General features: G+C 72.9%; 23 protein-coding genes and 1 pseudogene. 14 read left to right on the top strand and 10 right to left on the bottom strand.

The window, feature by feature from the left end; all coding sequences use genetic code 11:
- From ACFXAZ_RS28115 to ACFXAZ_RS28085, 7 genes are all read left to right on the top strand, one after another.
- A partial coding sequence (locus tag ACFXAZ_RS28115) for a substrate-binding domain-containing protein (protein ID WP_384596872.1) occupies positions 1-344 on the top strand: 344 nt, incomplete at its 5' end.
- Positions 345-570: 226 nt separating this feature from the next.
- Entirely contained in the window at positions 571-873 is a 303-nt protein-coding gene (locus tag ACFXAZ_RS28110) for a hypothetical protein (RefSeq protein WP_384596870.1), read from the top strand.
- Positions 870-1,127, top strand: a complete 258-nt coding sequence (locus ACFXAZ_RS28105) for a type II toxin-antitoxin system RelE/ParE family toxin (RefSeq protein ID WP_384596868.1) — start codon at positions 870-872, stop codon at positions 1,125-1,127. Before ACFXAZ_RS28110 ends, ACFXAZ_RS28105 begins: the two co-directional genes overlap by 4 nt.
- Before the next feature lie 446 nt (positions 1,128-1,573).
- A complete protein-coding gene (locus ACFXAZ_RS28100) occupies positions 1,574-2,269 on the top strand; it encodes a hypothetical protein (protein WP_384596866.1) in 696 nt (231 codons plus the stop codon).
- Positions 2,270-2,540: 271 nt separating this feature from the next.
- The gene (locus ACFXAZ_RS28095) at positions 2,541-3,188 is read left to right on the top strand and encodes a hypothetical protein (RefSeq protein ID WP_384596864.1); all 648 of its coding nucleotides are present in this window, start codon (positions 2,541-2,543) and stop codon (positions 3,186-3,188) included.
- A 412-nt stretch (positions 3,189-3,600) separates the two neighbouring features.
- The gene (locus tag ACFXAZ_RS28090; protein ID WP_010982331.1) at positions 3,601-3,804 is read left to right on the top strand and encodes a cold-shock protein; all 204 of its coding nucleotides are present in this window, start codon (positions 3,601-3,603) and stop codon (positions 3,802-3,804) included.
- A gap of 732 nt (positions 3,805-4,536) precedes the next feature.
- On the top strand, positions 4,537-6,216 hold the full coding sequence (locus ACFXAZ_RS28085) for an IPT/TIG domain-containing protein (protein WP_384596862.1): 1,680 nt from the start codon (positions 4,537-4,539) through the stop codon (positions 6,214-6,216).
- 110 nt (positions 6,217-6,326) lie between these two features.
- Here the strand turns inward: ACFXAZ_RS28085 and ACFXAZ_RS28080 are convergent, their stop codons facing one another.
- The 8 genes from ACFXAZ_RS28080 to ACFXAZ_RS28045 all read right to left on the bottom strand — a co-directional run bounded on the left by ACFXAZ_RS28080 (position 6,327) and on the right by ACFXAZ_RS28045 (position 16,502).
- Positions 6,327-6,803 carry a ricin-type beta-trefoil lectin domain protein gene (locus tag ACFXAZ_RS28080; protein WP_384596861.1) on the bottom strand — a complete coding sequence of 159 codons (477 nt, stop codon included), beginning with the start codon at positions 6,801-6,803 and terminating at the stop codon, positions 6,327-6,329.
- A 476-nt stretch (positions 6,804-7,279) separates the two neighbouring features.
- On the bottom strand, positions 7,280-8,263 hold the full coding sequence (locus tag ACFXAZ_RS28075; protein WP_384596859.1) for a pirin family protein: 984 nt from the start codon (positions 8,261-8,263) through the stop codon (positions 7,280-7,282).
- 239 nt (positions 8,264-8,502) lie between these two features.
- Entirely contained in the window at positions 8,503-9,177 is a 675-nt protein-coding gene (locus tag ACFXAZ_RS28070) for a response regulator (RefSeq protein WP_384596857.1), read from the bottom strand.
- 10 nt (positions 9,178-9,187) lie between these two features.
- On the bottom strand, positions 9,188-10,423 hold the full coding sequence (locus ACFXAZ_RS28065) for a sensor histidine kinase (protein WP_384596855.1): 1,236 nt from the start codon (positions 10,421-10,423) through the stop codon (positions 9,188-9,190).
- A gap of 128 nt (positions 10,424-10,551) precedes the next feature.
- Positions 10,552-11,763: an acyltransferase gene (locus tag ACFXAZ_RS28060; protein ID WP_384596853.1), complete on the bottom strand. Its 1,212-nt coding sequence runs from the start codon at positions 11,761-11,763 to the stop codon at positions 10,552-10,554.
- Positions 11,763-12,737 (bottom strand): alpha/beta hydrolase, encoded by a 975-nt coding sequence (locus tag ACFXAZ_RS28055; protein WP_384596851.1) that lies wholly within the window; start codon positions 12,735-12,737, stop codon positions 11,763-11,765. Before ACFXAZ_RS28055 ends, ACFXAZ_RS28060 begins: the two co-directional genes overlap by 1 nt.
- 618 nt (positions 12,738-13,355) lie before the next feature.
- Positions 13,356-14,963 (bottom strand): LLM class flavin-dependent oxidoreductase, encoded by a 1,608-nt coding sequence (locus ACFXAZ_RS28050; protein WP_384596849.1) that lies wholly within the window; start codon positions 14,961-14,963, stop codon positions 13,356-13,358.
- Positions 14,964-14,975: 12 nt separating this feature from the next.
- Complete coding sequence (locus ACFXAZ_RS28045) at positions 14,976-16,502, bottom strand: MFS transporter (RefSeq protein ID WP_384596847.1); 1,527 nt, start codon at positions 16,500-16,502, stop codon at positions 14,976-14,978.
- Positions 16,503-16,617: 115 nt separating this feature from the next.
- Here ACFXAZ_RS28045 and ACFXAZ_RS28040 point away from each other — a divergent pair, with 115 nt between their 5' ends.
- From ACFXAZ_RS28040 to ACFXAZ_RS28025, 4 genes are all read left to right on the top strand, one after another.
- On the top strand, positions 16,618-17,145 hold the full coding sequence (locus ACFXAZ_RS28040) for a MarR family winged helix-turn-helix transcriptional regulator (protein ID WP_384596845.1): 528 nt from the start codon (positions 16,618-16,620) through the stop codon (positions 17,143-17,145).
- Between the two features lie 109 nt (positions 17,146-17,254).
- Positions 17,255-17,701 (top strand): cyanase, encoded by a 447-nt coding sequence (cynS, locus tag ACFXAZ_RS28035; protein ID WP_382693434.1) that lies wholly within the window; start codon positions 17,255-17,257, stop codon positions 17,699-17,701.
- Positions 17,702-17,797: 96 nt separating this feature from the next.
- Positions 17,798-18,133 carry a type 1 glutamine amidotransferase gene (locus ACFXAZ_RS28030; RefSeq protein ID WP_384596843.1) on the top strand — a complete coding sequence of 112 codons (336 nt, stop codon included), beginning with the start codon at positions 17,798-17,800 and terminating at the stop codon, positions 18,131-18,133.
- A gap of 6 nt (positions 18,134-18,139) precedes the next feature.
- The gene (locus ACFXAZ_RS28025) at positions 18,140-18,496 is read left to right on the top strand and encodes a type 1 glutamine amidotransferase (RefSeq protein ID WP_384596841.1); all 357 of its coding nucleotides are present in this window, start codon (positions 18,140-18,142) and stop codon (positions 18,494-18,496) included.
- 61 nt (positions 18,497-18,557) lie between these two features.
- On the opposite strand, the gene ACFXAZ_RS28020 is transcribed toward ACFXAZ_RS28025, so the two are convergent.
- Complete coding sequence (locus ACFXAZ_RS28020; protein ID WP_384596839.1) at positions 18,558-19,709, bottom strand: cytochrome P450; 1,152 nt, start codon at positions 19,707-19,709, stop codon at positions 18,558-18,560.
- A 415-nt stretch (positions 19,710-20,124) separates the two neighbouring features.
- Complete coding sequence (locus ACFXAZ_RS28015) at positions 20,125-20,841, bottom strand: epimerase (protein WP_384596837.1); 717 nt, start codon at positions 20,839-20,841, stop codon at positions 20,125-20,127.
- A 151-nt stretch (positions 20,842-20,992) separates the two neighbouring features.
- On the opposite strand from ACFXAZ_RS28015, the gene ACFXAZ_RS28010 reads away from it, so the two are divergent.
- The 3 genes and pseudogenes from ACFXAZ_RS28010 to ACFXAZ_RS28000 all read left to right on the top strand — a co-directional run.
- Entirely contained in the window at positions 20,993-21,565 is a 573-nt protein-coding gene (locus ACFXAZ_RS28010; RefSeq protein WP_384596836.1) for a TetR/AcrR family transcriptional regulator, read from the top strand.
- A 483-nt stretch (positions 21,566-22,048) separates the two neighbouring features.
- The gene (locus ACFXAZ_RS28005; protein ID WP_384596834.1) at positions 22,049-23,452 is read left to right on the top strand and encodes an SWIM zinc finger family protein; all 1,404 of its coding nucleotides are present in this window, start codon (positions 22,049-22,051) and stop codon (positions 23,450-23,452) included.
- Positions 23,449-24,082: pseudogene (locus ACFXAZ_RS28000) on the top strand (hypothetical protein); the annotation flags it as partial. The gene ACFXAZ_RS28005 and the pseudogene ACFXAZ_RS28000, both read left to right, overlap by 4 nt.

Below are 24,082 nucleotides of genomic sequence, written 5' to 3'. Positions count from 1 at the left end.
GCGACCAGAGCGTGGAGGGCGGCGAGAAGGCCCTGAGGGACCTGCTCACCCGCCACCCCGATGTCACGGCGGTCTTCACGTTCAACGACATCATCGCCATCGGAGCCCTGCGCGCCGCCCGCCGGCTCGGCCGCCGCATCCCCGAGGACCTCGCCGTGATCGGCTTCGACGGCCTGCCCCTCGGCGCCCTGGTCGAACCCCCGCTGACCACGGTGGCCCTCGACACCCGGGAACTCGGCGCCCTGGCCGTGGAACAGGCGGCACGGCTGCTGACGAGCAGCGGGGGGTTGAGCCGCGACGAACTGGTGGTTCACGCGAGGCTCCGGCTGCGGGAGTCGGCGTAGCGACGGAGGGCACACAGGAAGGAGGACGGAAGGCCGAACAGTGAGACGACGCGCTGGTTGGCATGCGTGTGCCCGTCGGCCATCTGGAGCCCGCGAAGACGATTCCCCGCTCCCGCCGGGAGGCCCTCGGGCGTCGTCCTCAGGGGTGGATCCCGTCCGGGGCCCGTACCGCCGTGCGTTCGGGCGACGTACGGTGGGGCAGCCGGGAGAGGGAGGGTGTACCGCCGTGGACGAGAAGACGACGTGGACCACGCGCGTCGACGGCCGGGAGGTTCAGATCCCGGCGACGATCGACGGCGTCCGCCGGGCGCTCGCCGCCGACCCCGCACGCCTGGCGGAGTTCGAGACGGAGATCGGACGCACCCCCGCCGCCCAGCTCGCCCGGACGCTGGCCATGTGGGCACTCCCCGCCGAGGCATGGGCCGAGATCGACGCGGCCATGGACCGGCTCGCCGACGGCGACTTCTCCGGCTGCACTCCGATGGAGGACCTGCCCGGCTACGACCCGGCCGGGGAGAACGCGGCATGAGCCAGGCCGGTGTCCGGGTCCAGTTCTCCGACCGGGCCCGCGCACAATGGGCGGCGATGAAACCCGGGCCCCGGGACGCGCTGGACGCGGGAATGCGCCGCCTCGCCGCCGCACCGTACGGGCTCGGCTCCGAACGGGCCCCGGGCCGCCCGCAGACCAAGGACCGGCGGGTGGTCTCGTTCCCCGACGCCATCGTCCTGTACTGGGTCCACGACAGCGTCCTGACCATCACGGCCGTGGACATCATCCACTGAACGGTCGTGGACATCATCCACAGCAGAACCCGTCGGGGGACAGCCGGTGGTCCTGGCGCTGTCGGCGGGCGGGGTTGCCCGGTGGCGGCCTTGCCCGCCGACGGTGATCCGGTGTTCGCGTTCGGGGCGGACCGGGGAGGTGCGGTGGCCGTGGAAATGGACTCTGTCTTCACTCTGCTGTCGGGAGCGTCACCTCACTGCCGGACCGGTTCGCGACGGCCGGCACCGGCACACCTGGCCCACCACGCCGCGCTCGCTCCTCACCCGCCTCAAGAACCGGCAAGAGGATCTCGCCGACGCCGTCCACGGACGCCACGACGGCGCGCACCCCGCCGGCCGGCATCGAGGCCGGGGCAACGCCCTCGTGAGCGCGGCGGTACCTCGGTAGACTGGGCGCAGAACGACGGCAGTTGATGGTGCGTCGGCACTCGGATGTCGGAGAAACAGTGGACAATCCCTTCACTCCTCCTTCGGGCAACGAGCAGGTTCCGGCTTGGTCCTGGCTCGACGAGTACCTGTGGTTCTCGTGCGACATCATCGCCGACCTGGCCGAAGGACGGCTGAAGCAGCGTCCGCTGGTGGCCACCGTCGCGCGGCTCGAACCCGATGATCGGGCACTCGCGGTCGGCCCCGCGCAGCGTCTGACCTGGCGGCCCGTGGGCGACGGCAGCTACTCCCACCAGAACGTCATCGCCTTCGGCAGTCCCGCGTTCGTGCTGGGCACCATGGCCGGCTCGGCTCTCGGCAACTCCGCCCGTCGCCGTGCCGCCGCGATCGACGCTCAACCACGGTGGGTGTTGGACGGCTCTGGCGAGATCACCGTCACCGCACGCAAGGTCTACTTCGGGCATCCGCAGTGCGCGCTCGACCTCGGCTGGGGCGGCCTGGACACGATCGACCTCGTCGCACCCGACGTCTTCCAGACCAGCTTCCACGACATCGTCAACGGACGGCAGACGACCGTCCGGCTCCGCACCCCGTGGGCGTCGCTGCTGTTCGTCCTGGCCGCGATCACGGCGTTCCCCGCCCACCCCCGGCTGCTGGAAAACGGCTGGCTCCCCGCGGACTTCGAGCGGCGATGCGCCTCCCTCGGCAGGCCATGCCGCCCGGCAGCCCGCCTCCTGCTGAACCGCGGACGCTAGAAACCAGGATTCACGGGTGGCCGATACGTAGCGGTCGGCGGCCGGACCGTTGACGCCGTCGCCCGCGTCGAGGCGGCCCCTGGTCCGAGCGAGGGCGTCCGCCCTGGCGCGTTTCTCTCGTTGCCGGTCGCACGGGTGCTGCCGTGACGCGTGGGAATGTGACCGCTCCGTCACGGTCGTACTCCTTGGGTACCACCTCCGCGACGGGCCTCCTGTGCGCCCTCTGTGAGCGCTACGGTCCCCCTGCACACCGAATCCCTGGGGGGACACCATGCGCAGAATTCCGTTCGCCGTCAGTCTCGTCGCCGCCGCCTGTCTGGCCCTGACCGCCTGTGAACCCGGGCTCGGGGACAGCGACGGTGACGCCGAGCCGTCTCCGTCCGCCACCCACGCACAGCCGTCGCCCACGCCGAGTGCCCCCGACACGCCCGCCGGTGACGACACGGGTTCCGCCGCGGGGAACCTGGGGGAGCCGGCCCGTACCGTCGGAGCCGGGACCATCGGCATCCTGGAGATCACCCCGACGACCGTCGTCTACGGCGGACAGGGCGCCGGAGTCTCGCCGCAGAACGGCGTCTTCGCCGTCGTCGTCCTGACCGAGAAGTCGATGAGCGCGAACCCGGCCGACGAGGAGCCCGCGCCGGGCGGCGGCTGGCGGTGGATCGGGCCGGACGGCACGCCGGTCGCCGCGGGCAACGGCAACGCCGGGAAGGTCGCCCTGGACGGGTACCCCGTGTCCGGTGCCGTCGAGCCGGACGACACCGCCGTCCGCGCCCGGGTCTTCGACCTCACCCCCGCGCAGGCGAAGGGCGGGAAGGCCGTCTACACGGACGGCACCGGCGCGGAGTACGAGTGGGAGCTTCCCGCCGGGGACACCGGCCCCGAGGTCGCCGACATCAAGGCCAAGCTCGGTCTCTGACCCCGAAGGCGGACGCGACGGGAGGTCCAGGTGACGGGGCCGCCGTCGGATGCGGTTGCGGGGGCACGAGCCGCGGCGCCACGGTGATCAGCCGGTCGCGCGCAGCGCTGCCGCGAACGATCGGCATCACCGTCAGACCCTGGAACCGCGTGAGCCGGACCCCGAGGCACCGGTGATCCCGACGCCTCGCGCGGGCCGATGCGACCCCGGTGGCCGACGGGTGGCGCATGGGGGCGGTGAGATCGGGGCTGCCGGTGTACCGTCATGGCCAGCTGTCATGGTTCCGAAGTACCGGTCGCCCGTGAGTATGCGCACGGGCGTCTTTTGCTGTTCACAGCGTCTGAGGGCCAGGGCGATCACCTCGGGTTCCCGCACGGTGCGGGGACCGACATCAAGTCCCCTTGGAGGACGAATGGCCAGCGGAACCGTGAAGTGGTTCAACTCGGAGAAGGGCTTCGGTTTCATCGAGCAGGACGGCGGCGGCCCCGATGTCTTCGCGCACTACTCGAACATCGCCAGCTCCGGCTTCCGTGAGCTTCAGGAGGGCCAGAAGGTGAACTTCGACGTCACCCAGGGCCAGAAGGGCCCCCAGGCGGAGAACATCACCCCCGCCTGACCCCTCACCCGCACGGCACCCGCCCGGCGACACACACCGGGCGGGTGCCGCGCTGTGCGGGAGCCTGTGGTGTCCGCTCGGTAGGGGGCTGCCCCACCGGGAGGGGACCGGGTTTCCCCGAGCGGCAGACCGATGCGCTCTGTGCCCGGACCGGGAAGATCGGCCACGGTACCCGGAGTATGGCCGCACCGGGCGCCGCGGACGGCCACGATCGCCTGGTGACCATCTTGTACGCGGGCATTCGCCCACCTCGGCCACAGCCGGGGAAGTACCCGCCCCGGAATACCCCCGACCGGCCCGGGAGGCATCCGGTGAGACGGCCTCCGGGCTTTGCCGTACGTGGGTGATCCTCCCCGACGCGGACCCCGTCGTCGGCGTCGGCTGCCGGCGGCGCTCATTGCTCATGGTTCGAGCGGGGCCTGGAAGGGCAGTGGCACGACGGTCGGCGATGTTGTGTTTCCGCCGCCGGATCACCGAGACGACCCTGGCTTGAGCCGGTACTCGAAGCGTGAGCGGGCGATCCGGACGCCGTTGGTGGTTTTCCGGTCATGTCCGGTGTTCCCGGCCTCGGGCCCGATACCCGCACCACGAGGATTGCCCCGGTCTTCCCGGTCCGCGCGGTCTCCACGCCGCTACGGCCGCGGGGACCGTACGGGACCGCCCCGGGTGGTCGTCGCGGGCCGTCGTGCCCCGCCTCCGGACCGCGGACCCGTGGGGAGAGGGACGACGACAATGCAGCCGACCACACGGCAGAGACCCTCGCACACCCGGTGGCGCCGCCGGATCTCGGCGGGCGCCGCGGCTCTGCTCGCCGCGACCGGTCTGGTCGCCCTGACCGGACCGTCCGCGCACGCGGCGCAGCCCGGCCACACCATCGCCTACGTCACCGACTTCAACCGCCAGGCCGTCTCGGCCGTCGACACCGCGACCGGAACCGTGACCGCGTCGATCCCGGTCGGCGGCTACACCCAGGACGTGGCGGTCAACAGCGCGGGCACCACCTTGTACGCGGCGACCGCGCTCGCGAACGCCGTCGCGGTCATCGACACCGCCACCAGCACCGTCACCGCCTCCGTTCCGCTCGCGGGCATCCCCACGGCGCTCACCGTGAACAGCGCGGGCACCGCCGTGTACGTCGCCGACACCACCGCGCACGTCGTGGAGGCCATCGACACCGCCACCAACACCGTCACGGCGACCATCCCCGTGGCGGGCGGCCTCCAGGGCATCGCCCTCGACCCGGCCGGGACCACCGCGTACGTCGCCGCCGCCGGGCCGAACCGGCTGGTCGTCATCGACACCGCCACCGCCACGGTGACCGCGAACGTGCCGATGCCGGCCGCCGCCTACGGCGCCGTCGTCGACCCGGCGGGCACCGCCGTCTACGTCGCCACCGCCGGCGCGGGCATCACCAAGGTCGACACCGCCACCAACACCGTCACCGCGACCATCACCGGCGCCAACGTCACCAGCGTGGACATCAGCCCCGACGGCGGCACCCTCTACGGCGCCAGCCCCATCGGCAGCGGCGTCCAGGTGATCGACACGGCCACCGATACCGTCACCGCGTTCGTCGGCGGCCTCGGCAACGCCCAGGACGTCGCCGTCAACGCCACCGGCACCACCGTCCACGTCACCGACTCGGTCAACGCCAGCTCCAGCGTCCCCGGGTACCTCTACGCCATCGACACCGCCACCAACACCGTCACCACCGCCGCGAGCGGGCTCAGCAGCCCCCGCAGACTCGCCCTGCACACCATTCCGGCGCCCGAGGTCACCGGCCTCTCACCGAACAGCGGGACCACCGACGGCGGGACCGTCGTGACCCTCACCGGAACGGACCTGAACGGCGCGACCGCGATCACCTTCGGCGGGACCCCCGCAACCGGCGTGACATGCTCGGCCACCTCCTGCACCGCCACCGCGCCCGCGCACGCGGCGGGCACGGTCGATGTCCGGGTCACCACTCCCGGCGGCACCAGCGCCATCACACCGGCCGGTGAGTTCACCTATGTGGCCCCGACCGCCGACATCGACGTCGACGTCTCCGCCCAGCCCCACCTGGGCATCCTGGTGCCCTACCTCACCTACACGCTCACCGCCCGCAATACCGGCCCCGACGCGGTCACCTCGGCCACCCTCACCGCGTCCCTGCCCCCCGGCGCGACCGCCACCAACCTCTCCGCCGGCTGCACCACCGCGGCCTCCACCGTCACCTGTGCCTACGGGGCGATCCCCAATGGCACCGCCGTGGACAAGACGTTCCGGGTCCCGCTCCACCTGCTGTCCCTCGGCCAGGTCACGGTCTCCGGAACCCGGACCGCGTCCGCCCCGGCCGACCCCGACCCGGCCGACGACACCGCGTCGGCCACCTGCACCGTCATCTCCGTCATCCTGACCACCTGCCCCTGAACCACCACCTCCCGCGGCCGGCCGGCGCCCGGACATCCGGGTCCTTGTCGGTAGCGGCGCATGGCTGTGCCCGGGGAGGGTTGCTCCCGCCCCGGGCACAGTGGAGAGGATCAGACGAGCGCCAGGCTGATCTGGTCCTTGAACACCACCCAGTGCTGGCCGGGGTCGCTGGTGTCGCACGGCTGGCTGGAGACGTCCGGGGTGCCCCAGGCGTTGGCGAGACAGTAGGCGGGGGCGTAGTTGAGCGAGATCTGCTGGCCCGTCACGTCCCAGTACTGGCCCTCGCTGTTGGGGTCGCACGGCTGGCTGGAGACATCCGGGGTGCCCCAGGTGTTGGCCAGACAGTAGCCGGGCGCGTCGGTGAGGGAGATCTGATTCCCCGAGACGGTCCAGCGCTGGCCGGGGTCACTGGCGTCGCACGGCTGGCTGGAGACGTCCGGGGTGCCCCAGGCGTTGGCCAGGCAGTACAGGCCGGGACGCTCGGCCTGCTGGGCAGTGGGTGCCGCCACGGACTCGGTGGCAGGCAGGAGGGAGGACATCGCCGCGAGGGCGACAAGGGCGAGGGGCTTGCGGAGGGTGGTTCCCATGCGCGGACTCCATTCTCGAACCAGACCGGCGTGTTCACGCGCGGCCTGCGAAGGAGGGTGCTCGGCTCGGATTCGAGCGCACTGAGATTGATATCAGTGATATCGAGACGGTCGATCACCGTGCGCAATACATTCGCCTAAACGTGCTACTCATGGGATGAGCCGATAAATTCCGGATGGCGTGCTGGGGCCTCAAGTGTTGCGCAGGTGAATTGGATCCGGTGGTGACGTATGTGAGCCAGGGGGCCAAATGAAATCCCCGTTGACTGCCTTGTCCAGTCGCCTGCGCCCCAGCCTGGGGCACACGATCGGGTGACTGGTGACTGGTGACGGCGCGTGGAAATGGTGTGGCGGGTGGGCTGTTACATTCCCCGGCAGCGCGACGCGATCCGATGGAATTCAACGGTTCATGACGTTGAGGATCTGACGTCGCCGGGTCGACCCGCCGGCGCCGGTAGCACCGGTGGTGGGTGGGATCACCTGGCGTCGCCGACTGTGAACGACCTGCCCCGTGGCTTCAACGGGACGGTCGGCAGTTCGGGCGCGGGCAGAGGCCCGCCGTCGTAGCCCTTCACCTCACCGAACCGGGCACCCGTCATCCACTCCTCGCGAGCCTGCGTGATCTCGTCCTGGGAACGGGCGACGAAGTTCCACCACATGATCAGTTCCTCGTCGAACGGCTCACCGCCGAGCAGCATGATCCCGGCGTCCGACGCGGCCCGCAGCGGGAGTTCGGAGCGTCCGCAGCCGAGGTAGAGCATGGAGCCCGGCAGCACGGGCACGCCGTCGACGTGCACCTCGCCGGACATGGCCAGCACGCCGTACTCGAAATCCCGCTCCAGCGGCAGCCGTACGTCCGCGCCGGCGGTCAGCGCGAGATCGGCGCCGACCAACGGGGTGTACGTCGTCCCGGGCGACGCCGACCCGTCGAGGTCGCCCAGCATCACCGTCGCCGTGAGGCCGGGTGCCGTGACGGTCGGCAGATCGGCGTGATGCTCGAAACGCGGGTCGGTGTGCCGGTGCGCGTCCGGCAGCGCGACCCAGAGCTGCGCCCCGTGCAGGAAGCGGGCGTGCGGGCGAGGGCTCTCCTCCGAGTGGGAGATCGCCCGGCCCGAGGTCATCAGGCCGAGTTCGCGCGGGCGGATCGTCTGGAGGCTGCCCGTCGAGTCGCGGTGCAGCACCTCCCCCTTGTGCAGCCAGCTGACGGTTTGCAGGCCCATGTGCGGGTGCGGCGGCACCTGCATTCCGGGTTCGTCCGCGATGTCATCGGGGCCGTAGTGATCGACGAAGGCCCAGGCGCCGATCATGCGCCGGCCGAGGTTCGGCAGCAGTCGGCGTACCTCGGTGGACTCGCCGAGCTGCACCCGGCGGGGGCTCAGCAGTTCGCGGACGGGCTCGGCGACGACGAATCCGCGTCCGCCGCACACGCTGGGTACCGGCGCGCGGTCAAGGTTGCTCATGCGGCACAAGGTAGCGCCGAGTGGTGGGTGGTGCGGGCGGACCGGCGCCCCGGCCCTTGTCCGGTTGCGCGGGCACGAGGCGGAGTGGGGCGCGGGAGGCACCGTTCCCGGCGCGGGGCACGGGAGCGGCGACGGCCCGTGCCGCCGTGTTGACGGGGCCGCTCGGGGTGCCTGCGCCGGTTCCGGTCCGGCGTATGACGCCCGGTGTGCGGTGTGCGGCGTTCGCGGCCCGGGCGTGCCTAGTCGCCCGGGGTGACCAGTCCCGACTCGTACGCGAAGACCACGGCCTGGGCGCGGTCGCGCAGGTCGAGCTTGGTGAGGACGCGGCTCACATGCGTCTTCACCGTCTGCTCGGCCAGCACCAGATCCGCCGCGATCTCCGCGTTGGACCGGCCGCGGGCCACCAGGGTGAGGACCTCGGTCTCGCGTTCCGTCAGGGCCTTGAGGCGGAGCGCGGGCCTGCCCCGGGCGGCGGGACGCTGCCGGGCGAAGTCCGCGATGAGACGGCGGGTCACGGAGGGGGCGAGCAGCGCGTCGCCCGAGGCCACGACCCGTACCGCCGCGATGAGGTCGGCCGGGGGAGCGTCCTTGAGCAGGAAGCCGCTCGCGCCCGCCCGCAGTGCCTCGTACACGTAGTCGTCGACGTCGAACGTGGTGAGCATCAGGACGCGCGGCCGGTGTGTGACGCCCGGCGGGGGTGCGAGGAGGCGGCGCGCGGCCTCCAGGCCGTCCATCTCGGGCATGCGGACGTCCATCAGCACCACATCGGGATGGGTGCGCCGGCTCAGCTCGACGCCCTGCGCGCCGTCGGGAGCCTCGCCGACCACGTCGATGTCGCTCTGGGCGGCCAGCAGCGCGGCGAAGCCCGCCCGCACCATGGCCTGGTCGTCGACGATGATGACGCGCGTCGTCACGTGAGGATCCTTACGTCGGAGGGAGGCTGTCGGTCAGGGGGAGTTGGGCGGCCACCCGGAAGCCGCCGTCCGGCAGCGGTCCCGCGTCGAGGGTGCCACCGGCGATGCGTACCCGCTCGCGCATGCCGACGAGGCCGTGCCCGGTGTCGCCGTTCTCCAGCGGTGCGGCGGGCGGCTCGGGCGGCGGCCCGTTGACGACGAGGACGGTGAGCCGCTCCACGCCGGAAGACGCCGACGCCGAGACCGACACATGCGTCGGAGCGCCGGGCGCGTGCCGTACGACGTTGGCGAGGGCCTCCTGGACGATGCGGTACGCGGACAGACCCACCGCCTCGGGCACATCGGCGTCGCAGGGCGTGAACTCCACCGGCACGCCCGCCCTGACCGTCGCCTCCACCAGCTGCCCGATCCGGGTCAGGCCCGGCTGGGGCGCCAGCTCGCCCCGCGTCTCCTCGTTGCGCAGGACACCGAGGAGCCGCCGCATCTCGCCGAGCGACTCGCGCGCGGTCGCCGCGATGGACGTGAACTCCTTCCGCACCTCCGGCGGCAGCCCGTCGAGACGGTACGCCGCGGTGTCCGCCTGCACCGTGATGACGGACATGTGGTGGGCCACCACGTCGTGCAGCTCGCGCGCGATACGGGCGCGTTCCTCCAGGAGCGTGCGCCGGTCGCGCTCGGCCTCGCTGATCGTCTCCTGCTCGGCCAGCCTGCGCTGCGCCTCGTACCGCTCGCGCAGCGCGCCGCCGAGCACGAGCGCGACGCCGCTGAGCACCGTGAGCAGGACGCCGCTGCCGCTCGTGCCGTGGGGCGCGGCGAACCCCAGGGCGACGCTCACGCCCGCCGTCGTCAGCCACACCAGCAGCAGCGTCCGGCGCGGCTCGCGCAGGCCGAGGGCGAGGCAGAGGCCGAGGTACCCGACGATCGCCGTGGGCGGGAAGGGCCACGCGTGCTGCGCGGGGAAGCCGACGGTGAGCAGGACGAGCGCCGTGGCCACGTCCGAGGCGAGGATCACGTACCAGGCGTGCAGCGGACGGACGACGGCGAGGAGCAGCGGCGCCGTCTGCGCGACGGCCAGCCCGCCCGCGAGGCCGCCGCTCAGGCCGTAGTCGACGCTGAGCACCCCGATGGTGGTGGGCAGCAGAGCGACGAACAGCACGAACGCCACGGCCCACGGCACCAGCCGCACCCACCGACGCGACGCCCCCGCGAGCAGCGCGCGCGGGGGCTTGTCCTCCACTGACGTCATGTGCTCCAGCCTATGTGGGGTGGGAAGGTGTCCGGTGCCGCGCGGTGGGGCGGCGTCCGGGGCGTGTGGCCGCCGGGCTGATCTGCGGTGATACGGCGGTGCGCAGCCGTCGTCCGCCGCCGGGCCCCTTACGCCACCAGCGCGAAGTAGGTGAAGCCCGCCGCCAGTACGGCCGCCGACGCGCGGCGGATCGGGCCGGTGTGGTCCCAGGGGGTCTCCAGGTGCCGGGTGAACCGCGCGATCACCACGAGCAGCCCCGCGAAGAGCGGCAGCCAGGCCACCCGCGCCAGGATCCATGCGGCCGTGTCCGGCGCGGTGGTCAGGCCGGGGATCTCGCCCACGTACGAGGCGGGGACCGCGGCGGCCAGCATCGCCGTCTGGTGCCAGCACAGGATCGTCATCGCCGCCAGGTTGATGATCACCACCGGGGCCCACAGGGCGGGGCGCAGGAGCAGCCGGGCCAGCCGGTCGCGCAGCAGGATCGCCGCACCGCACTGGGTCGCCGCCAGCGCCAGGACCAGCAGGGACGGGGGATGGGAGTTGGTCCGGGAGGTGCCGGGCACGCCCACCATCGAGGCCGGGTAGTGGAAGGCCAGCAGCAGGGTCGCGAACAGGGCCGCGCCACCCCACAGCAGCAGCCACGCCTCGCGGCGGCCCAGCCGCCGGTCCGCCCAGGACACGCCCAGCTGGTAGGCGAACATCCAGCCCGGAAGCAGGTTGAGCAGACTCACCCAGGACGGCATCACGTCCGCGTACGGGCCGTAGCGCAGGAGGTCGACCAGCGCGACCGAGCCGAGCAGCGGGGCCGCGGACCAGAAACCGAGGCGCCGTGAGGCACGGACGCAGCACGGCGTCAGTGCCGTGATCACGGCGTAGACGCCGACGAACCACAACGGCTGGACGACCAGTGTGGAGGCGGTGTGCAGGGTGGCGACCGGGACGCCGAGGCCGTAGTGGAGGGTGGGCAGCAGCAGTGCCCATACGGCGGTGACGCCGAGGACCGGGCGGCCCAGGCGGATGAGCCGACCGGTGATCCAGGCGCGGGCCGAACCCTTGCGGCGCCGGTAGGAGAGGTACGAGGAGTAGCCGCCGACCAGGAAGAAGATGCCCAGCATCTGGAGGATCCAGCCGGCCGGCGCCAGCGCGCCGAACGTGGCCAGCGGGCTGGCGTTGTGCAGACCGCCCCCGGCGTCGAGGGTGAAGCCGCCGACCAGCCAGTGGCCGGCCGGGACGGCGAGGAGTGCCAGCGCGCGCAGGCCGTCGATGGCGCGGTCGCGGTGGGTAGGGGTCCGGCCGTCGATCTCGGCGGTGAGCTTCGCGAGCCCTGCGGGGGCGTTCATCACAGGGCTCCGGCGGCGATGGCGGCGAACGCGGTCAGTGTGGCGGTGCCGGGGGTGAAGTAGGCGTCGTGCGCCGGGACGTCGTCGGCGTTCAGGACGGTCGCGCCGAAGCCGGGTGAGGTGGGGTCCGCTCCGTGGCCCAGGCCCAGGATCTCGACATGGGGGACGTGGCCGATCCAGTCGTCCGGGGACTTCGCCGCCCAGACATGGGCGTCGGTGCCGAGCGCGGTGACCTCGTCGGCGCGCATGCCGGGCGAGCCCACGGCGACGATGTCACGCGCGTCGGTGCCGGGGGCGGCGAGGCCGCAGACCACCGAGCCGTAGCTGTGGCAGAAGAGGGAGGGGGCGGGGAGGCCGGCCGCGTCCAGGCCGTCGGTGAAACGGGCGAGGCGCTCGGCACCGGCCTCGGCGAGGCGGCCCGTCGCGAGGTCGGGGCCGATACCGGCGGGGGTGGTGTACCCCACCCAGGCGATGACGGCCGTGTCGTCGCCCGCCGCCTCCTGGAGGTCGGCGGCCCACCGTGCCGTACGGTCGGCCGTCGAGACGTCGATGTCCGAGCCGGGGACGATCACCGCGACGTGCGCGGCGTTCTCCAGATCACCGGCGACCCGCGCGATCAGGCCCCGGCCGCGCGGGTCGTACGCCAGGACCTGATCGCCCGCGGGCGCGTTGGCCGCGTAGCGCAGGTGTACGGGGACGCCGTCGAGGTTGCCCACCACGCCGGGGTGGTCCCGGACGAGCCGCCACCGCTGGGTGACGGTCAGGCCGGCGAAGAAGGCCGCCACGTCGGACGGGGTGGCCGTGGCGGGGTCCGGCAGCTTCCTGCCCAGGGAGCCGTCCGCCAGCCAGGCGGCGATGCCCGGGAGCGGACCGCCCGGCGCGTCCTCGCCGCCGGCCGAGGCCCCGCCCGCCGTACTGCCGACCAGCAGTGCGGTCAGTACGGCGGTGGTGAGCGTGTTCCTGAAACGGCGCATCCGTCCGTCCCCCCTCTGTCCTGTCCGTCCGTGGTGACGGGTGAGGAAGGTAGGAAGCGGGTGGACGGCGGGGCGTCACACCACGGAGCCATGTCGCGAGTGATACCGCGGTAGGGGGTGGGCCAAGGGGTGGCCCGGCCTGCCAGAGGTTGGGCTCGTGGTTGGCCCGGCCCGCTAGAGGTTGGGCTCGTGGTTGGCCCGGCCTCCTAGAGGTTGGGCTAGGGGCTGGCCCGTCCTGCACCTCGCCGCGCTCGTGCCCGTGCCCGCGCCGCTGCCGGGATGCCACACCGGATGGGCGCCCGGCGGCGTCGGCGTCCTGGACGCCCGCGCCGCTGACCGCGATAGGGGCAGCGCGTGCCGCGCCCACCGGCATCCGCTCCGGCCGCGTCCCCGGCGCTGCCGCCCTCCCCGGCGCCCGCACCGCCCTGTGGAGTGCCACCCCGTACTCCGGGGTCGGTACGTCCGCCGCGCCTGCCCAACCGCGCAAGCGCCACCGGGCGCTCGGGGCTCATGCCGTCGTCCGCTGCGGCAGCGGGGTCACCGCCTGCCCGCCACAACCCACTCGCTCTGGAACACGCCGGAGTCACCGCCCGGTCCCGGACCACACCGACGTGCGGATCACCAGCCGGTCCCGAACCGCGCCATCGGTTCGATCAACTCCCGCTCCTCGTAGGAGAGGTGCGACAGCAGCGTGTCCGTGAGCAGGTCCACGGCCGCCCGCAGCCCCTCCCCGCAGGTCCCGCCCCGGGCGAGGGCGACCAGCTCGCGGTCGATCCGCTCGATCACCCCCTGGATGGCGTGATGTTCCTCCGCGAGCCGGTCGAGCACCGCGCCCAGCCGGGGATCGGACCGCCGCAGAAACGGGAACAGATCCTGGTCCTCGCGGGTGTGATGCAGGGCCGTCACCCGGCAGTACGAGGCGCAGTGTGCGCCCAGTGTCCAGATGTTCTGACGCAGGCTCAGCTTCTGGATCTCGGACCGGGCCTCGCCGGGGTCGAGGGTGTCGGCCAGCACCTCCCGCACCAGCCCGCCGAGCCGGTCGAGATCGGCGCGCAACTGGTCGTGCGCGGCGACGAGGTTGCGGGCCGGCTCCTGCTCGTGGCGCGGATGGCGCCGCTCCGGGTCGGCCGTCGGCCCGGCGGGGCGGGTCGACTCGTCCCAGAGACGCTCGGTGGACCGTCGTACACCGGGGTCGGGGGTGGGCCGTACGGACAGCCGCTCCCCGGAGCCGGTGCGGTGCGCGCGTGGCGCGAGGGTGGCCGTGCGCGAGCCCGCCACCACCGGCCCGGCGCTCGCGGCGGCCCCGTCGGCAACCCCGCCCGGGTCGGACGGCGGGCCGTCGGGGTCCGCCGCCCGGCCGCGTGCGGCGGCCACCAGTTCCCGGGTGGCGGGCGCCACCTCCGCCGCGAACGTCCGGATCAGGGCCGGTTGCCGCGCGGGCAGCAGAAAGGCACTCGTCCCGTGCTCCAGTGCGAGGGCGGCCAGTTGCTCGGGCCAGGCGTCCGGCGCGCCGCGAGGGAAGCCGCCCGGACCCGGCGAGAGGTTGTACAGCCGCCGTACCGCCGCCGGCCGGCGACCGGCCGCGATCGCCGCCTCGTCGACGCGCCGATGCCCCGCCTCCAGCCGGCCCGGCGGTACGTGCGGCACGCTGGGCAGCCAGCCGTCGGCCGCCGCCCCGACCAGCTCCAGCATGCGCGGGCCGATGGCCCCGACCCAGATCCCGATGGGGTGCGCGGGGGCGGGGCCGGGGGCGGCGCCGTCCAGCCGGTAGTGCGCGCCGCCGACCCGGACCGGTGGGCCGCCGCGCCACAGCGCCCGTACGATCTCGATGGCCTCCCGGGTGGCACGGACCGCCGCACCGGGATCCCGGCGCGGTCCGCCATCGGCGCTGATCGCGTCCCAGTAGGCCCCGGCGCCCAGCCCCAGTTCGACCCGGCCACCGCTGAGCAGGTCCAGGCCCGCCGCCGTGCGGGCCAGCAGGGCGGGCGGGCGGAGCGGGAGATTCGCGACGTTGGGGAAGACCCGCACCCGGGTGGTGGACGCGGCGATGACCGCGAGCGCCATCCAGGCGTCGAGCAGTTCCGGCCGGTAGGGATGGTCCGGCACGCTCACCAGATCCAGCCCGGACGAGTCCGCGAGGCGGGCCAGCGTCACCGTGTCGTCGGCGTGTCCCGCGCTCGGCACCAGGACGGTGCCGAAGAGGAGGTCATGTCCGTAGTCAGGCATGTGCGTGAACTCCTAGGCGGTGGACCGGCTGCTACCGGGGTCTGGCGCGGACGCGGGCGCGGATGTGGGTACGGCGGGTGCGGGTGCGGGTGCGGGTGCGGGTGCGGGCGCCGGGGCCGGGGCCCGGTGCCAGAGCCTGCCGGGACCGGCGAGCGCGGCGAGGGTGGCGACGCCCAGCGCGATGGCGGACATCACGAACGCGGTGGTGTAGCCGGACTCGGCGGGGAACGAGGTCCCGGGGATGGTCCGGGACGCCACCAGGGACGCGGAGATCTGCGCACCGAGCGAGCCGCCGATGGTGCGCATGATGGTGTTGATGCCGGTGGCCTCGCCGGTCTGGCTCCGGTCCACGGAGCTGACCACCAGATTCGCCAGGGCGGCGAAGGCGAACCCGACGCCGGTGCCCAGCACCGCCGACCCGGTGTACATCGCCGCCTCGCTGTCGTGCGCCCCGGCGTAGACGACGAAGCCCACCACACCGATCAGGCACGCCAGCACCAGCGGCGGCTTCCAGCCCACCGCCGCGCCGATCCGTCCGGCGAGCGGGCCGGCGATCAGCAGGGTGAGGGCCATCGGCACCATGAACAGCCCAGCCTCGGTGACGGAGGCGTCGAAGCCGTATCCGGCCGCCGACGGCGTCCGGGCGAGCAGCGGTACCAGGGTGAAGGCGCCGTACATGCCGAAACCGATGATGAGCGCGGTGACATGGCTGGTCAGCACGGCCGGCCGGAGCAGCAGCGCGATGTCGATGAGCGGATCGCGCACCTTCTTCTCGGCGTACCCGAACACCGCGAGGAGCACGGCCGCCGCGACGAACAGGCCGATGACCGCGCCCGACGCCCAGCCCCACGACGTGCCCTGACCGATAGCCAGCAGCAGTGTCACCACTCCCGCGCTGAGCAGTACCACGCCGGTCCAGTCGATCCGGCCGGGGGAGCGGACCGTGGACTCCTCGATGAACGCGGTGACGGCGGCGATGCCCAGCAGGATCACGATCAGGCCGAACCAGAAGATCCATCGCCAGTCCAGCGCGTCCACGATCGGCCCCGGGACGACCAGCCCGACGCCGAAGCCGATCCCGAACGTGGCGGAGATCAGGCCGATCGCCACCGGCACCCGCTCACGCGGGAACGTGTCGCGCACGATGCCGAACGCCAGCGGGAACGCGGCCGATCCGACCCCCTGCACCGCGCGGGCCGTGATCAGCAGGGGCAGCGAGTCGGACAGGGCGGCCAGCAGGGTGCCCGCCGCGAACACGCTGAGGCTGGCGATCAGCACCCGGCGCTTGCCGAACATGTCGCCGACCCGCCCGAGCAGCGCCGTGGCCACCGAGGCGGTGAGCAGGAAGGAACTGAGCACCCAGGAGACCCCGGTGGTGGACGCGTCGAACTCACGCTGGAGGTCCGGCAGCGCCGGCACGACCATCGTCTGCATCAGCGAGAACGACAGGACGGCGAGCAGCAGGGCGGCGAACGGGGCGGTGGTCCGTAACGTCTCGCCGGTGGCCGGGTCGGCCTGTGACGTGGGTGTTTCGGTCATGGAGCGGTCCTTTGGGTCGAGTTGGTTGTCAGCATGGAATCGATTAATTACAACATGGAATCATTCCAACGCGTCATCATTACGTCCGGCCATGGTCTTCCGATATCGTGAACAGATGAACGCAACCCCTGGAGCGGGCCCCGGCGCTGAACCGGGCCCCGGCGTGACGGCCGGCGGGGCGCAGGCGGCGCCCCGGCCGCCGAGCCTGCTGGCGCTGCCGTCCTATCTCGCCGGTCACGCCGCCCGGATCGGCCACGACGCCCTGGTGGAGGCGGTGGGCCAACACGGGCTGCGGCTGCCGCACTTCGCGACCCTGACCGCGCTCGCCGACTTCGGCCCGCTGCCCCAGCATGTGCTGGCCGACCGGCTCGGCTTCCAGCGCAGCCATCTGGGGGGCTATCTGGACGCGATCGAGGAGCGGGGGCTGGTACGCCGTACGCGGGATCCGGCCGACCGGCGCCGCCAGCTGGTCGAACTCACCGGCGAGGGCGAGACCCTCCAGCGCCGCCTGTGGCGGGTGGCCGAGCGGTCCCAGGATTCCTTCCTGCGGGGGTTGACCGAGGCCGAGCGCGAGACGCTCACGAAACTGCTGCGGCGACTGCTCGACGCCGACGACCGGGCACGGACCGCGGAGGCTCGCTGACGGCCGACGAGCACCTCGGCGCCCGGGACGCACACCTGACCGTCCCGGCCCGGGTCTCCTACCCTGGTGTGACGTGGCGCCAGGACCTTCGCAGTCAAGGGAGACACACATGCTCAGCAAGCGGGAAGCCGCCGAAGCCGTGCGCGAGGCCAAGGTGAAGACCGGGGTCACCTGGGCCCAGCTCGCCGAAGCGATCGGCAGACCACTGGCCTGGACCACGGCGGCCCTGCTGGGCCAGCACCCGATGGGCAAGGACGAGGCGGCCACCGCGGCGGCCCTCCTCGAACTCGGCGACGACGCCGCCCTCGCCTTCCGGCTCCAGCCCACCCGGGGCGCCCTGGACGCGGCCGTCCCGGTGGACCCCACCGTCTACCGGCTCTACGAGATCGTGCAGGTCTACGGACCGACCATCAAGGAACTGATCCACGAGCAGTGCGGCGACGGCATCATGAGCGCGATCAACTTCCGCCTCGACGTCCAGCGCGTCCCCGACCCGGCCGGTGACCGGGTCGTCATCACCCTCGACGGAAAGTACCTGCCCTACCAGTGGGAGTGACGAGGCCCGCCCGCCGCCCGGCCCGCGCACCCGCCCGTACGATGTGAACTCGTCGTCCAGGAGGGCGTCCGAGGGTGGGGAAGGGGTCGGTCGGCGGTGGCGGTTCTGGTCGTACAGCATGTGGCCCAGGAGGGTCCGTACGAGGTCGGTTCGGCCCTGGAGGCGGCCGGGCTCCCGCTGCGGGTGTGCCGGGTGTGGGCCGGTGAACCCGTGCCCGAGGATCTGACGGGGGCCGAGGCGCTCGTGGTGATGGGCGGGCCGATGTCCGCCTACAGCGACGACGGTTTCCCCACCCGCGAAGCGGAGTTGAGCCTGCTGCGCACGGCGCTGGCCACCCAGGTGCCGGTGCTCGGCGTGTGCCTGGGCTCACAACTGCTGGCGGTGGCGGCGGGCGGCAGAGCCTGGCCCGGCGACACGCTCCAGGTCGGGTAGGGGCCCGTGTCCGTGGGTTCCGCGGCCACGGGCGACCCGCTCTTCGACGGCCTCCCCGGCGATCTGCGCGTCCTGCACTGGCACGGCGACAGCATGGACCTGCCCGCCGAAGCGGTCACCCTCGCCTCCTGCGACCGCTATCCGGTACAGGCGTTCCGGGTCGGCGCGTCGGCGTGGGGCCTCCAGTTCCACCTGGAGGTCGACATCACCGCCGTCGACGCCTTCGCCCAGGCCTTCCCCGACGACGCCGCCACCGCCCCCGGCCTGCGCGAGAACGCCCCGAGGGAACTTGAGGCACTCGCACCCCACCGCGACCGGGTGCTGCGCCGCTTCGCGAGCCTGGCGGCCACGCGGGCGCGCTAGCCCGTCGGTTCGTTGGGTCGCTGGCCCGTCGGCTTGTTGGGCCGACCCCGCCGGACCCCGGCTACGGACCCGCCCCGGTGAGGCGGGTCCAGCCCGCCGGTGGTGCCAGGAGGGTACGGGCGTGGGGCTTGCGGCGCCGGAGGCGTACCTCTCCCCGGTAGCGGTGAAGGATGAGGTGGCCGAGGTGTTCGAGGGCCTTGAGGGCGAAGCCGTTCGCCGGGCACATGCCTTCCCCTCTCCCGAAGGGGAGGTACGAGCGCCTGCGCTCGTCGTCGGCCGGGTCCTCCTCCCAGCGGTCGGGACGGAAGTCCAGCGGCCGGTCCCACACGGCACCGGACCGGTGGATCGCGTGCGTGCCGATCAGGACATGCTCCCCCCGCCGGACCGGGACCCCGGCGATCCGGTGATCCCTGGCGGCCACCCTGACCAGGCGCCACGCGGTGGGATAGACCCGCAGTGTCTCCCTGACCAGGGAGCGGACCTGCTCGGGTCGTAGCTCCGGGCCGTTGTACCCGTGCTGGACGCCGAGCAGCACGACCCATTCGAGGGCGACGCCCGTGAAGCCGACCGTGGACAGGATCAGCCGCTGGAGGAGCTGCGCGCGGTCCTGCGGGGACAGTTCTCCCTCCACACCGAGCACCAGATCCACGAGATCGTGGGCCGGAGCGTCGGGCCGCCGCCCGGTCACCATTCCCAGTTGCTCGGCGAATCCGGCCCGGATACCCGGCACCGTACGGTGTGATCCGCGTACCGTACGGCCGACGATGTCGTCGGCGACGACGCTCGATGTGACATAGGCGTCGACCAGCGAGTTGATCCGGGTGTGACGTTCGTGCGCTATCGCGGGGGCGAAGTAGCGGCGGATCATCTCGACCCCCCAGCGCTGATGCCGCAGCCGCCCCTGGCGGTCGCTCAGCTCCTGGAGGGTGGCGTCCAGGTCGAAGGACGCGGGCAGGTCGTGCCGGGCCAGGACCCTGAGGAGTTCGTGCGAGGCCGCGGTCCGCAGGTCCTGGGGGAGGGGCCGCTGTCCGAGGCGGAAGAATCCGGACTGGGAGAGGTAGTTGCCGTCCGGGTCGACCAGGATGTCCCGCGCCGATTGCCCGTCGGCGACGAAGAGGGTTCCGAACCGGAGCCTGAAGGGACCGTCGTGGTCCGCCGCCAGGCGCTCCCAGCGCAGCAACTGGGGCCATAGACCGAGCCTGTTGAGGAACACGAGGTCACCTGCCCAACTGACGGGGATGAGATGCGGTGATCAAGCCGCGCATCCCATCCCGTACGGAGAGGTGGGGTGAGCGGTCAGTCGGTGCGGCCGTACCGGTCACCGTACTCATTGCGCCGTGCGCGCATCTCACCGCTGAGTGCCTGGACCTTCTTGATGAGCCAGGACATGGTGGTCCTCCTTGGCGTCAGTCCCGCTGTCCGTATTCGACGAAGTAGCCGTGCCACCGTGCGCGCATCTCACCGCTGAACGCCCGCAGGCTGTGGGTGAACCACGACATCGCGGCCTCCTGATTGATCGGTTCCCGCTGTCCTGCCTCGCGCCTTGCCTCGTGTCACCGGGCCATGACGCTACCCAACGGACGGAACCGGCCGACATGGTGAAACCGGCCAAGAACGCGACGGCGCGATCAGCGCGAGCGCGGTGCCTGGTGGCCCTCGCCGAGGGCGGCCCGGTTGATGTCCCGGTTGTGGAGGACGGGCTCAGGCGCGCCGTGGCGGGTGACCTCGATCATCGCGCGGCCGAGCTGCTCGGTGGTGGTGAGCTGGTGGGGCGCGAGGCGCCTGAGGAGGGGATGGAGGGGCGAGGTCAGCGCGTACAGGACGCGGTAGACGCGGGTCCTGGAGGTGATGCCGTGCAGGGGCTGGATGTATCCGGGGCGGAAGAGGTAGGTGCGCAGGGGCAGGGCCAGCAGGCCGTTCTCCGTCCGGCCCTTGACGCGGGCCCACATGGTCCGGCCCCGCTCGGTGCTGTCCGTGCCCTGGCCGGAGACATAGACGAAGGTGAGGTCCGGGTTCGCGGCGGCCAGGGTGCGGGCCGTGGTGAGGGTCAGGTCGTAGGTGATCCGCCGGTACGCCTCCTCGGTCATGCCCATCGAGGAGACGCCCAGACAGAAGAAGCAGGCGTCGTAGCCGGAGAGATCGACGCCGGACAGCCGGACATCGGCGCCCGGCCGGGCCATCAGCTCCTGGAGATCCCGGTGGACGACCTCCCGGAGTTTCGGATGCTCGACGCCGGTCGCCGTACGCCCGATCACCAGGACCTCGCTGACGGTGTCGTCGCGCAGGCACTCGCGCAGCACACCTTGGCCGACCATGCCGGTCGCCCCGAAAACAATGGCCTTCATCGATGCGTTCCTGTCGTGGTGAGGTGGTGAGCGGGTGAGGCGGTGAGCGGGTGAGGTGGTGAGTGGAGTGGCGCGGAGGGTGACGTGACTGGAAAATGTAGGCGATGACTACAAAGCTGTCAATGGAAACATCGCCTTGTACGATGGCGGCATGGCGTATCACCACGGAAACCTGCGCGCCGAGCTGCTGGCCCGCGCGGAGACCGTCCTGGCCGAGGACGGCGTCGGGGCACTCTCCCTGCGCTCGCTGGCCCGGGACCTCGGGGTCTCGCACGCGGCCCCCTCCCGGCACTTCGCCGACCGGCAGGCGCTGCTCGACGCGCTCGCGGTCGAGGGCTTCGAGCGGCTCGGCGCCGAGCTGGCCGAGTCGACGTCGGGTGACGGCGGCTTCGAGGACCGGCTGACGTGGCTGGCTCTCACCTACGTCCGGTTCGCGACCCGGTACCCGGCGCTGCTGGAGGTGATGTACGCGTGCAAGTACCGCGACCCGCAGGACAAGGTGCGGGCGGCCTCGGCGGCCTGCGGGGAGATCCTGCTCGACCTGTTCGACGGCAGCGGCGCGTCCGTCGCCGACGCGGAACGGTTCGGCGTGATCCTGCTGGCCGCGCTGCACGGCATCGCCGCGCTCACCGCGGCGGATTCGCTGCCGCCGGGGAGTTCAGCCGACGACCTCGCGGCGGACACGGTGGGGCGGTTGCTACGAGGGTCGCGGCTGACCGGCTGACCGGCTGACCGGTCGGCTGGCCCGCTGGGCTGAGGCGGGGTCACCTGGCGCGGCGGGCGGCGAGCTGACCGTCGTAGGCGGCGGAACCCACCCCGGCGACCAGGGCGGTGGGCCGGGAGCGGATCAGGGCGGTGAGCCGGGAGCGGACCAAGGCGGTGGGCCGGGTGCGGATCGGGGAACAGGCGCCGCCCCAGGCGCTCGAACACCGCGTCGATGAACGCCAGCGACACGTCTCGCGTCCCGTTGTCTCACGGCGAAGCCGGGCCCGGCCGCGCGCAACCGGCTCAGCGCGGTCGAGGGGCACGTCCTCTCGCCGGGGCGCCTCGCAGGGTGCGGGGTGCGGTTCCTTGCCGGGGCGGCCCGCTGACGGTCGTTCACCGGACGGGCGGCACAGCCCCCGGCACGCCTCCCGCACAGCTCCCGGCACCGCCCCCGCACGGGTGCCCAGGGGCATTGTCAGTGGCAGGCCGTAGCGTTCTGGGTATGACGTCGAACCTTCAGGCGTACGCCTATGCTCAGCCGTCCGCCGTGCGTACGACCGCGCGCGGGACGGCCCTCGGTCTGGAGACCTCCGGCGGGGTGACACCGGCCGGGCCCGTGGCGCGGCCCCATTTCTACTCCGGGTTCCTGACCCGGCCCCAGGTCGCCGCCGCGGCGCTGCTGGCGGTGGCGGACGTGGCCGGGGCGCGCTACTACCGGCCGGAATTGGCGCGGCTGCGCGATCCGGTGGTCACGGCGCAGGGCGACCGGCTGCGCTTCGAGTCGTTCTCCGGCTGCTGCGGGGTCTACGCGCGCCTGGATGTGCTGGGTGACGGCCTGGACGGCGGCGAGGTGCGGCACGGCACGACCAACGTGGACGTCAACAATCCGCTGCGGGACGCCCTGGCCCGGATCGGCGGCGACGATCCGCTCCATCTCCGGGTCGGCCCGGAGGAGCTGGCGGTGACCACGCTCGACGGAGCCGTGGTGGAGAAGAAGGTGCCGCTGCCCGAGCGCTGGCTGCGGGGCTTCGCCGAGACCCAGGTCATCTCCGCCGCGTTCGACCTGCGCGCCGAACTCGGCGCCGCCGAGACGGTCAGGTTCCTGCGCGGGCTGCCCCGTACCGGGCGGTCCGGCGGCGCCGAGCAGTGGCTGCTGCCCGCCGGGCGCGGCCTGCGTCCCACCAGCCGCCCGGCACCCGGCGCCGTCTGCCTGCCCGGTCCCGGGCGGCTCGGCGCCCTCCTGCGCGTCCTGCGGCACGCCACCGGGCTGCGCCTGTACGGCCCGCCCGCCGCCCCGGACAGCCCGCCCCTGGCGAGCGGCTGGGAGATCGACCTGCCCGGCATGCGGCTCACCCTCGTCCTCTCACCCGGCGTGGCACGCGGCTTCAGCGGCGAAGGAGCGGTCCTGGAAGCCCTGGCGGGCGACGACACCGCATCCGACGCCGAACTCCTCGGCGTCCTGCTCGCCTGGGAACCGCGCATCGACCCGGCCGAACTCGCCGCGGCGGCGGGCCTCACCCACGACCGGGTCCGGGCCGCCCTCACCCGCCTCGGCACAGCCGGCCGCGTCGGCTACGACACCGCCGAGGCCGCCTACTTCCACCGCGAACTGCCCTACGACGCCGACCGCGCCGAGCGGCACAACCCCCGCCTCGTCGCCGCCCGCGCCCTGGTCGCCGAGGGCGCGGTCACCTTCCACGAGGGCGCCGGGGGACCCGAAACCCCGGTCGCCTCCGTCCGTTCCGGCGATCACACCCACCTGGTGCGGCCCGCCGCCGACGGGCGCGGCGCGAGCTGCACCTGTCCCTGGTGGTCCGATCACCGGGGCCGGCGCGGCCCCTGCAAGCACGCCCTCGCCGTCCGTATCGCCCACCGCCGTGACCGCGCCTCCCTGGAGTCCCGATGATCCGCCGCTTCGCCCGCTCCCCGCGCCCCGCGAGCCCGGCCAGGGCCCAGCGCTTTCGCCACGAGGCCGGGCAGGACCCCGCCACCGCGCTGCTCGGTGCCGTCCAGGCAGGCGCCCGCGATGAACTGCCCCTGCTCCTGGCCGACCTGGACGACCGGACCCGGCGCGCGCTCCTGCCCGAGCTGAAAAGCCTGCGGAAGGACGGCTCCCTGCCGACGGACACCCGCGGCGCGGCCTATCTCGCCGCCGCCGGCTGCCACACCGTCGCCGTCGCCTGTGCCACCTGGCTCACCGGCGCGCACACCTACGACCAGGACCCCTATCTGCTGGCCGCCGTACTGGCCGGGCGGCCACCGGAGTTCCTGACCAGGGTGCTGGCGCGGCTGGCCGCCCGATCCGACATGGGCAGCTGGGAATTCGCCCTGGCACGCACCCTCGCCGACACCACCGGCCTCCCCCTGCCGCTCACCGAGGCCACCGGCATCCAATGGCTGTTCGAGGCGCACGACCAGCACTACGCGCGCTGCCCCCACCGCAGGCACCGCCGACGCGGCGATGAAACCCCCCAAAGCCGGAAGCCGGTCGGCGGACATGTGGCCGCCCCTCCCGGGGGACCCCAATCCCCCCGCC

It is taken from the genome of Streptomyces sp. NPDC059477 (assembly GCF_042749375.1).
Classification (GTDB): domain Bacteria; phylum Actinomycetota; class Actinomycetes; order Streptomycetales; family Streptomycetaceae; genus Streptomyces.
This window is presented reverse-complemented; position numbering and strand designations above follow the sequence as displayed.

Bases quoted from the DNA above. Each gene is read 5' to 3' on its own strand.
- ACFXAZ_RS28105 (WP_384596868.1), top strand. From the start codon at position 870: ATGAGCCAGGCCGGTGTCCGGGTCCAGTTCTCCGACCGGGCCCGCGCA.
- ACFXAZ_RS28095 (WP_384596864.1), top strand. From the start codon at position 2,541: ATGCGCAGAATTCCGTTCGCCGTCAGTCTCGTCGCCGCCGCCTGTCTG.
- ACFXAZ_RS28090 (WP_010982331.1), top strand. From the start codon at position 3,601: ATGGCCAGCGGAACCGTGAAGTGGTTCAACTCGGAGAAGGGCTTCGGT.
- ACFXAZ_RS28085 (WP_384596862.1), top strand. From the start codon at position 4,537: ATGCAGCCGACCACACGGCAGAGACCCTCGCACACCCGGTGGCGCCGC.
- ACFXAZ_RS28080 (WP_384596861.1), bottom strand. From the start codon at position 6,803: ATGGGAACCACCCTCCGCAAGCCCCTCGCCCTTGTCGCCCTCGCGGCG.
- ACFXAZ_RS28075 (WP_384596859.1), bottom strand. From the start codon at position 8,263: ATGAGCAACCTTGACCGCGCGCCGGTACCCAGCGTGTGCGGCGGACGC.
- ACFXAZ_RS28065 (WP_384596855.1), bottom strand. From the start codon at position 10,423: ATGACGTCAGTGGAGGACAAGCCCCCGCGCGCGCTGCTCGCGGGGGCG.
- ACFXAZ_RS28060 (WP_384596853.1), bottom strand. From the start codon at position 11,763: ATGAACGCCCCCGCAGGGCTCGCGAAGCTCACCGCCGAGATCGACGGC.
- ACFXAZ_RS28055 (WP_384596851.1), bottom strand. From the start codon at position 12,737: ATGCGCCGTTTCAGGAACACGCTCACCACCGCCGTACTGACCGCACTG.
- ACFXAZ_RS28050 (WP_384596849.1), bottom strand. From the start codon at position 14,963: ATGCCTGACTACGGACATGACCTCCTCTTCGGCACCGTCCTGGTGCCG.
- ACFXAZ_RS28045 (WP_384596847.1), bottom strand. From the start codon at position 16,502: ATGACCGAAACACCCACGTCACAGGCCGACCCGGCCACCGGCGAGACG.
- ACFXAZ_RS28040 (WP_384596845.1), top strand. From the start codon at position 16,618: ATGAACGCAACCCCTGGAGCGGGCCCCGGCGCTGAACCGGGCCCCGGC.
- cynS (WP_382693434.1), top strand. From the start codon at position 17,255: ATGCTCAGCAAGCGGGAAGCCGCCGAAGCCGTGCGCGAGGCCAAGGTG.
- ACFXAZ_RS28015 (WP_384596837.1), bottom strand. From the start codon at position 20,841: ATGAAGGCCATTGTTTTCGGGGCGACCGGCATGGTCGGCCAAGGTGTG.
- ACFXAZ_RS28010 (WP_384596836.1), top strand. From the start codon at position 20,993: ATGGCGTATCACCACGGAAACCTGCGCGCCGAGCTGCTGGCCCGCGCG.
- ACFXAZ_RS28005 (WP_384596834.1), top strand. From the start codon at position 22,049: ATGACGTCGAACCTTCAGGCGTACGCCTATGCTCAGCCGTCCGCCGTG.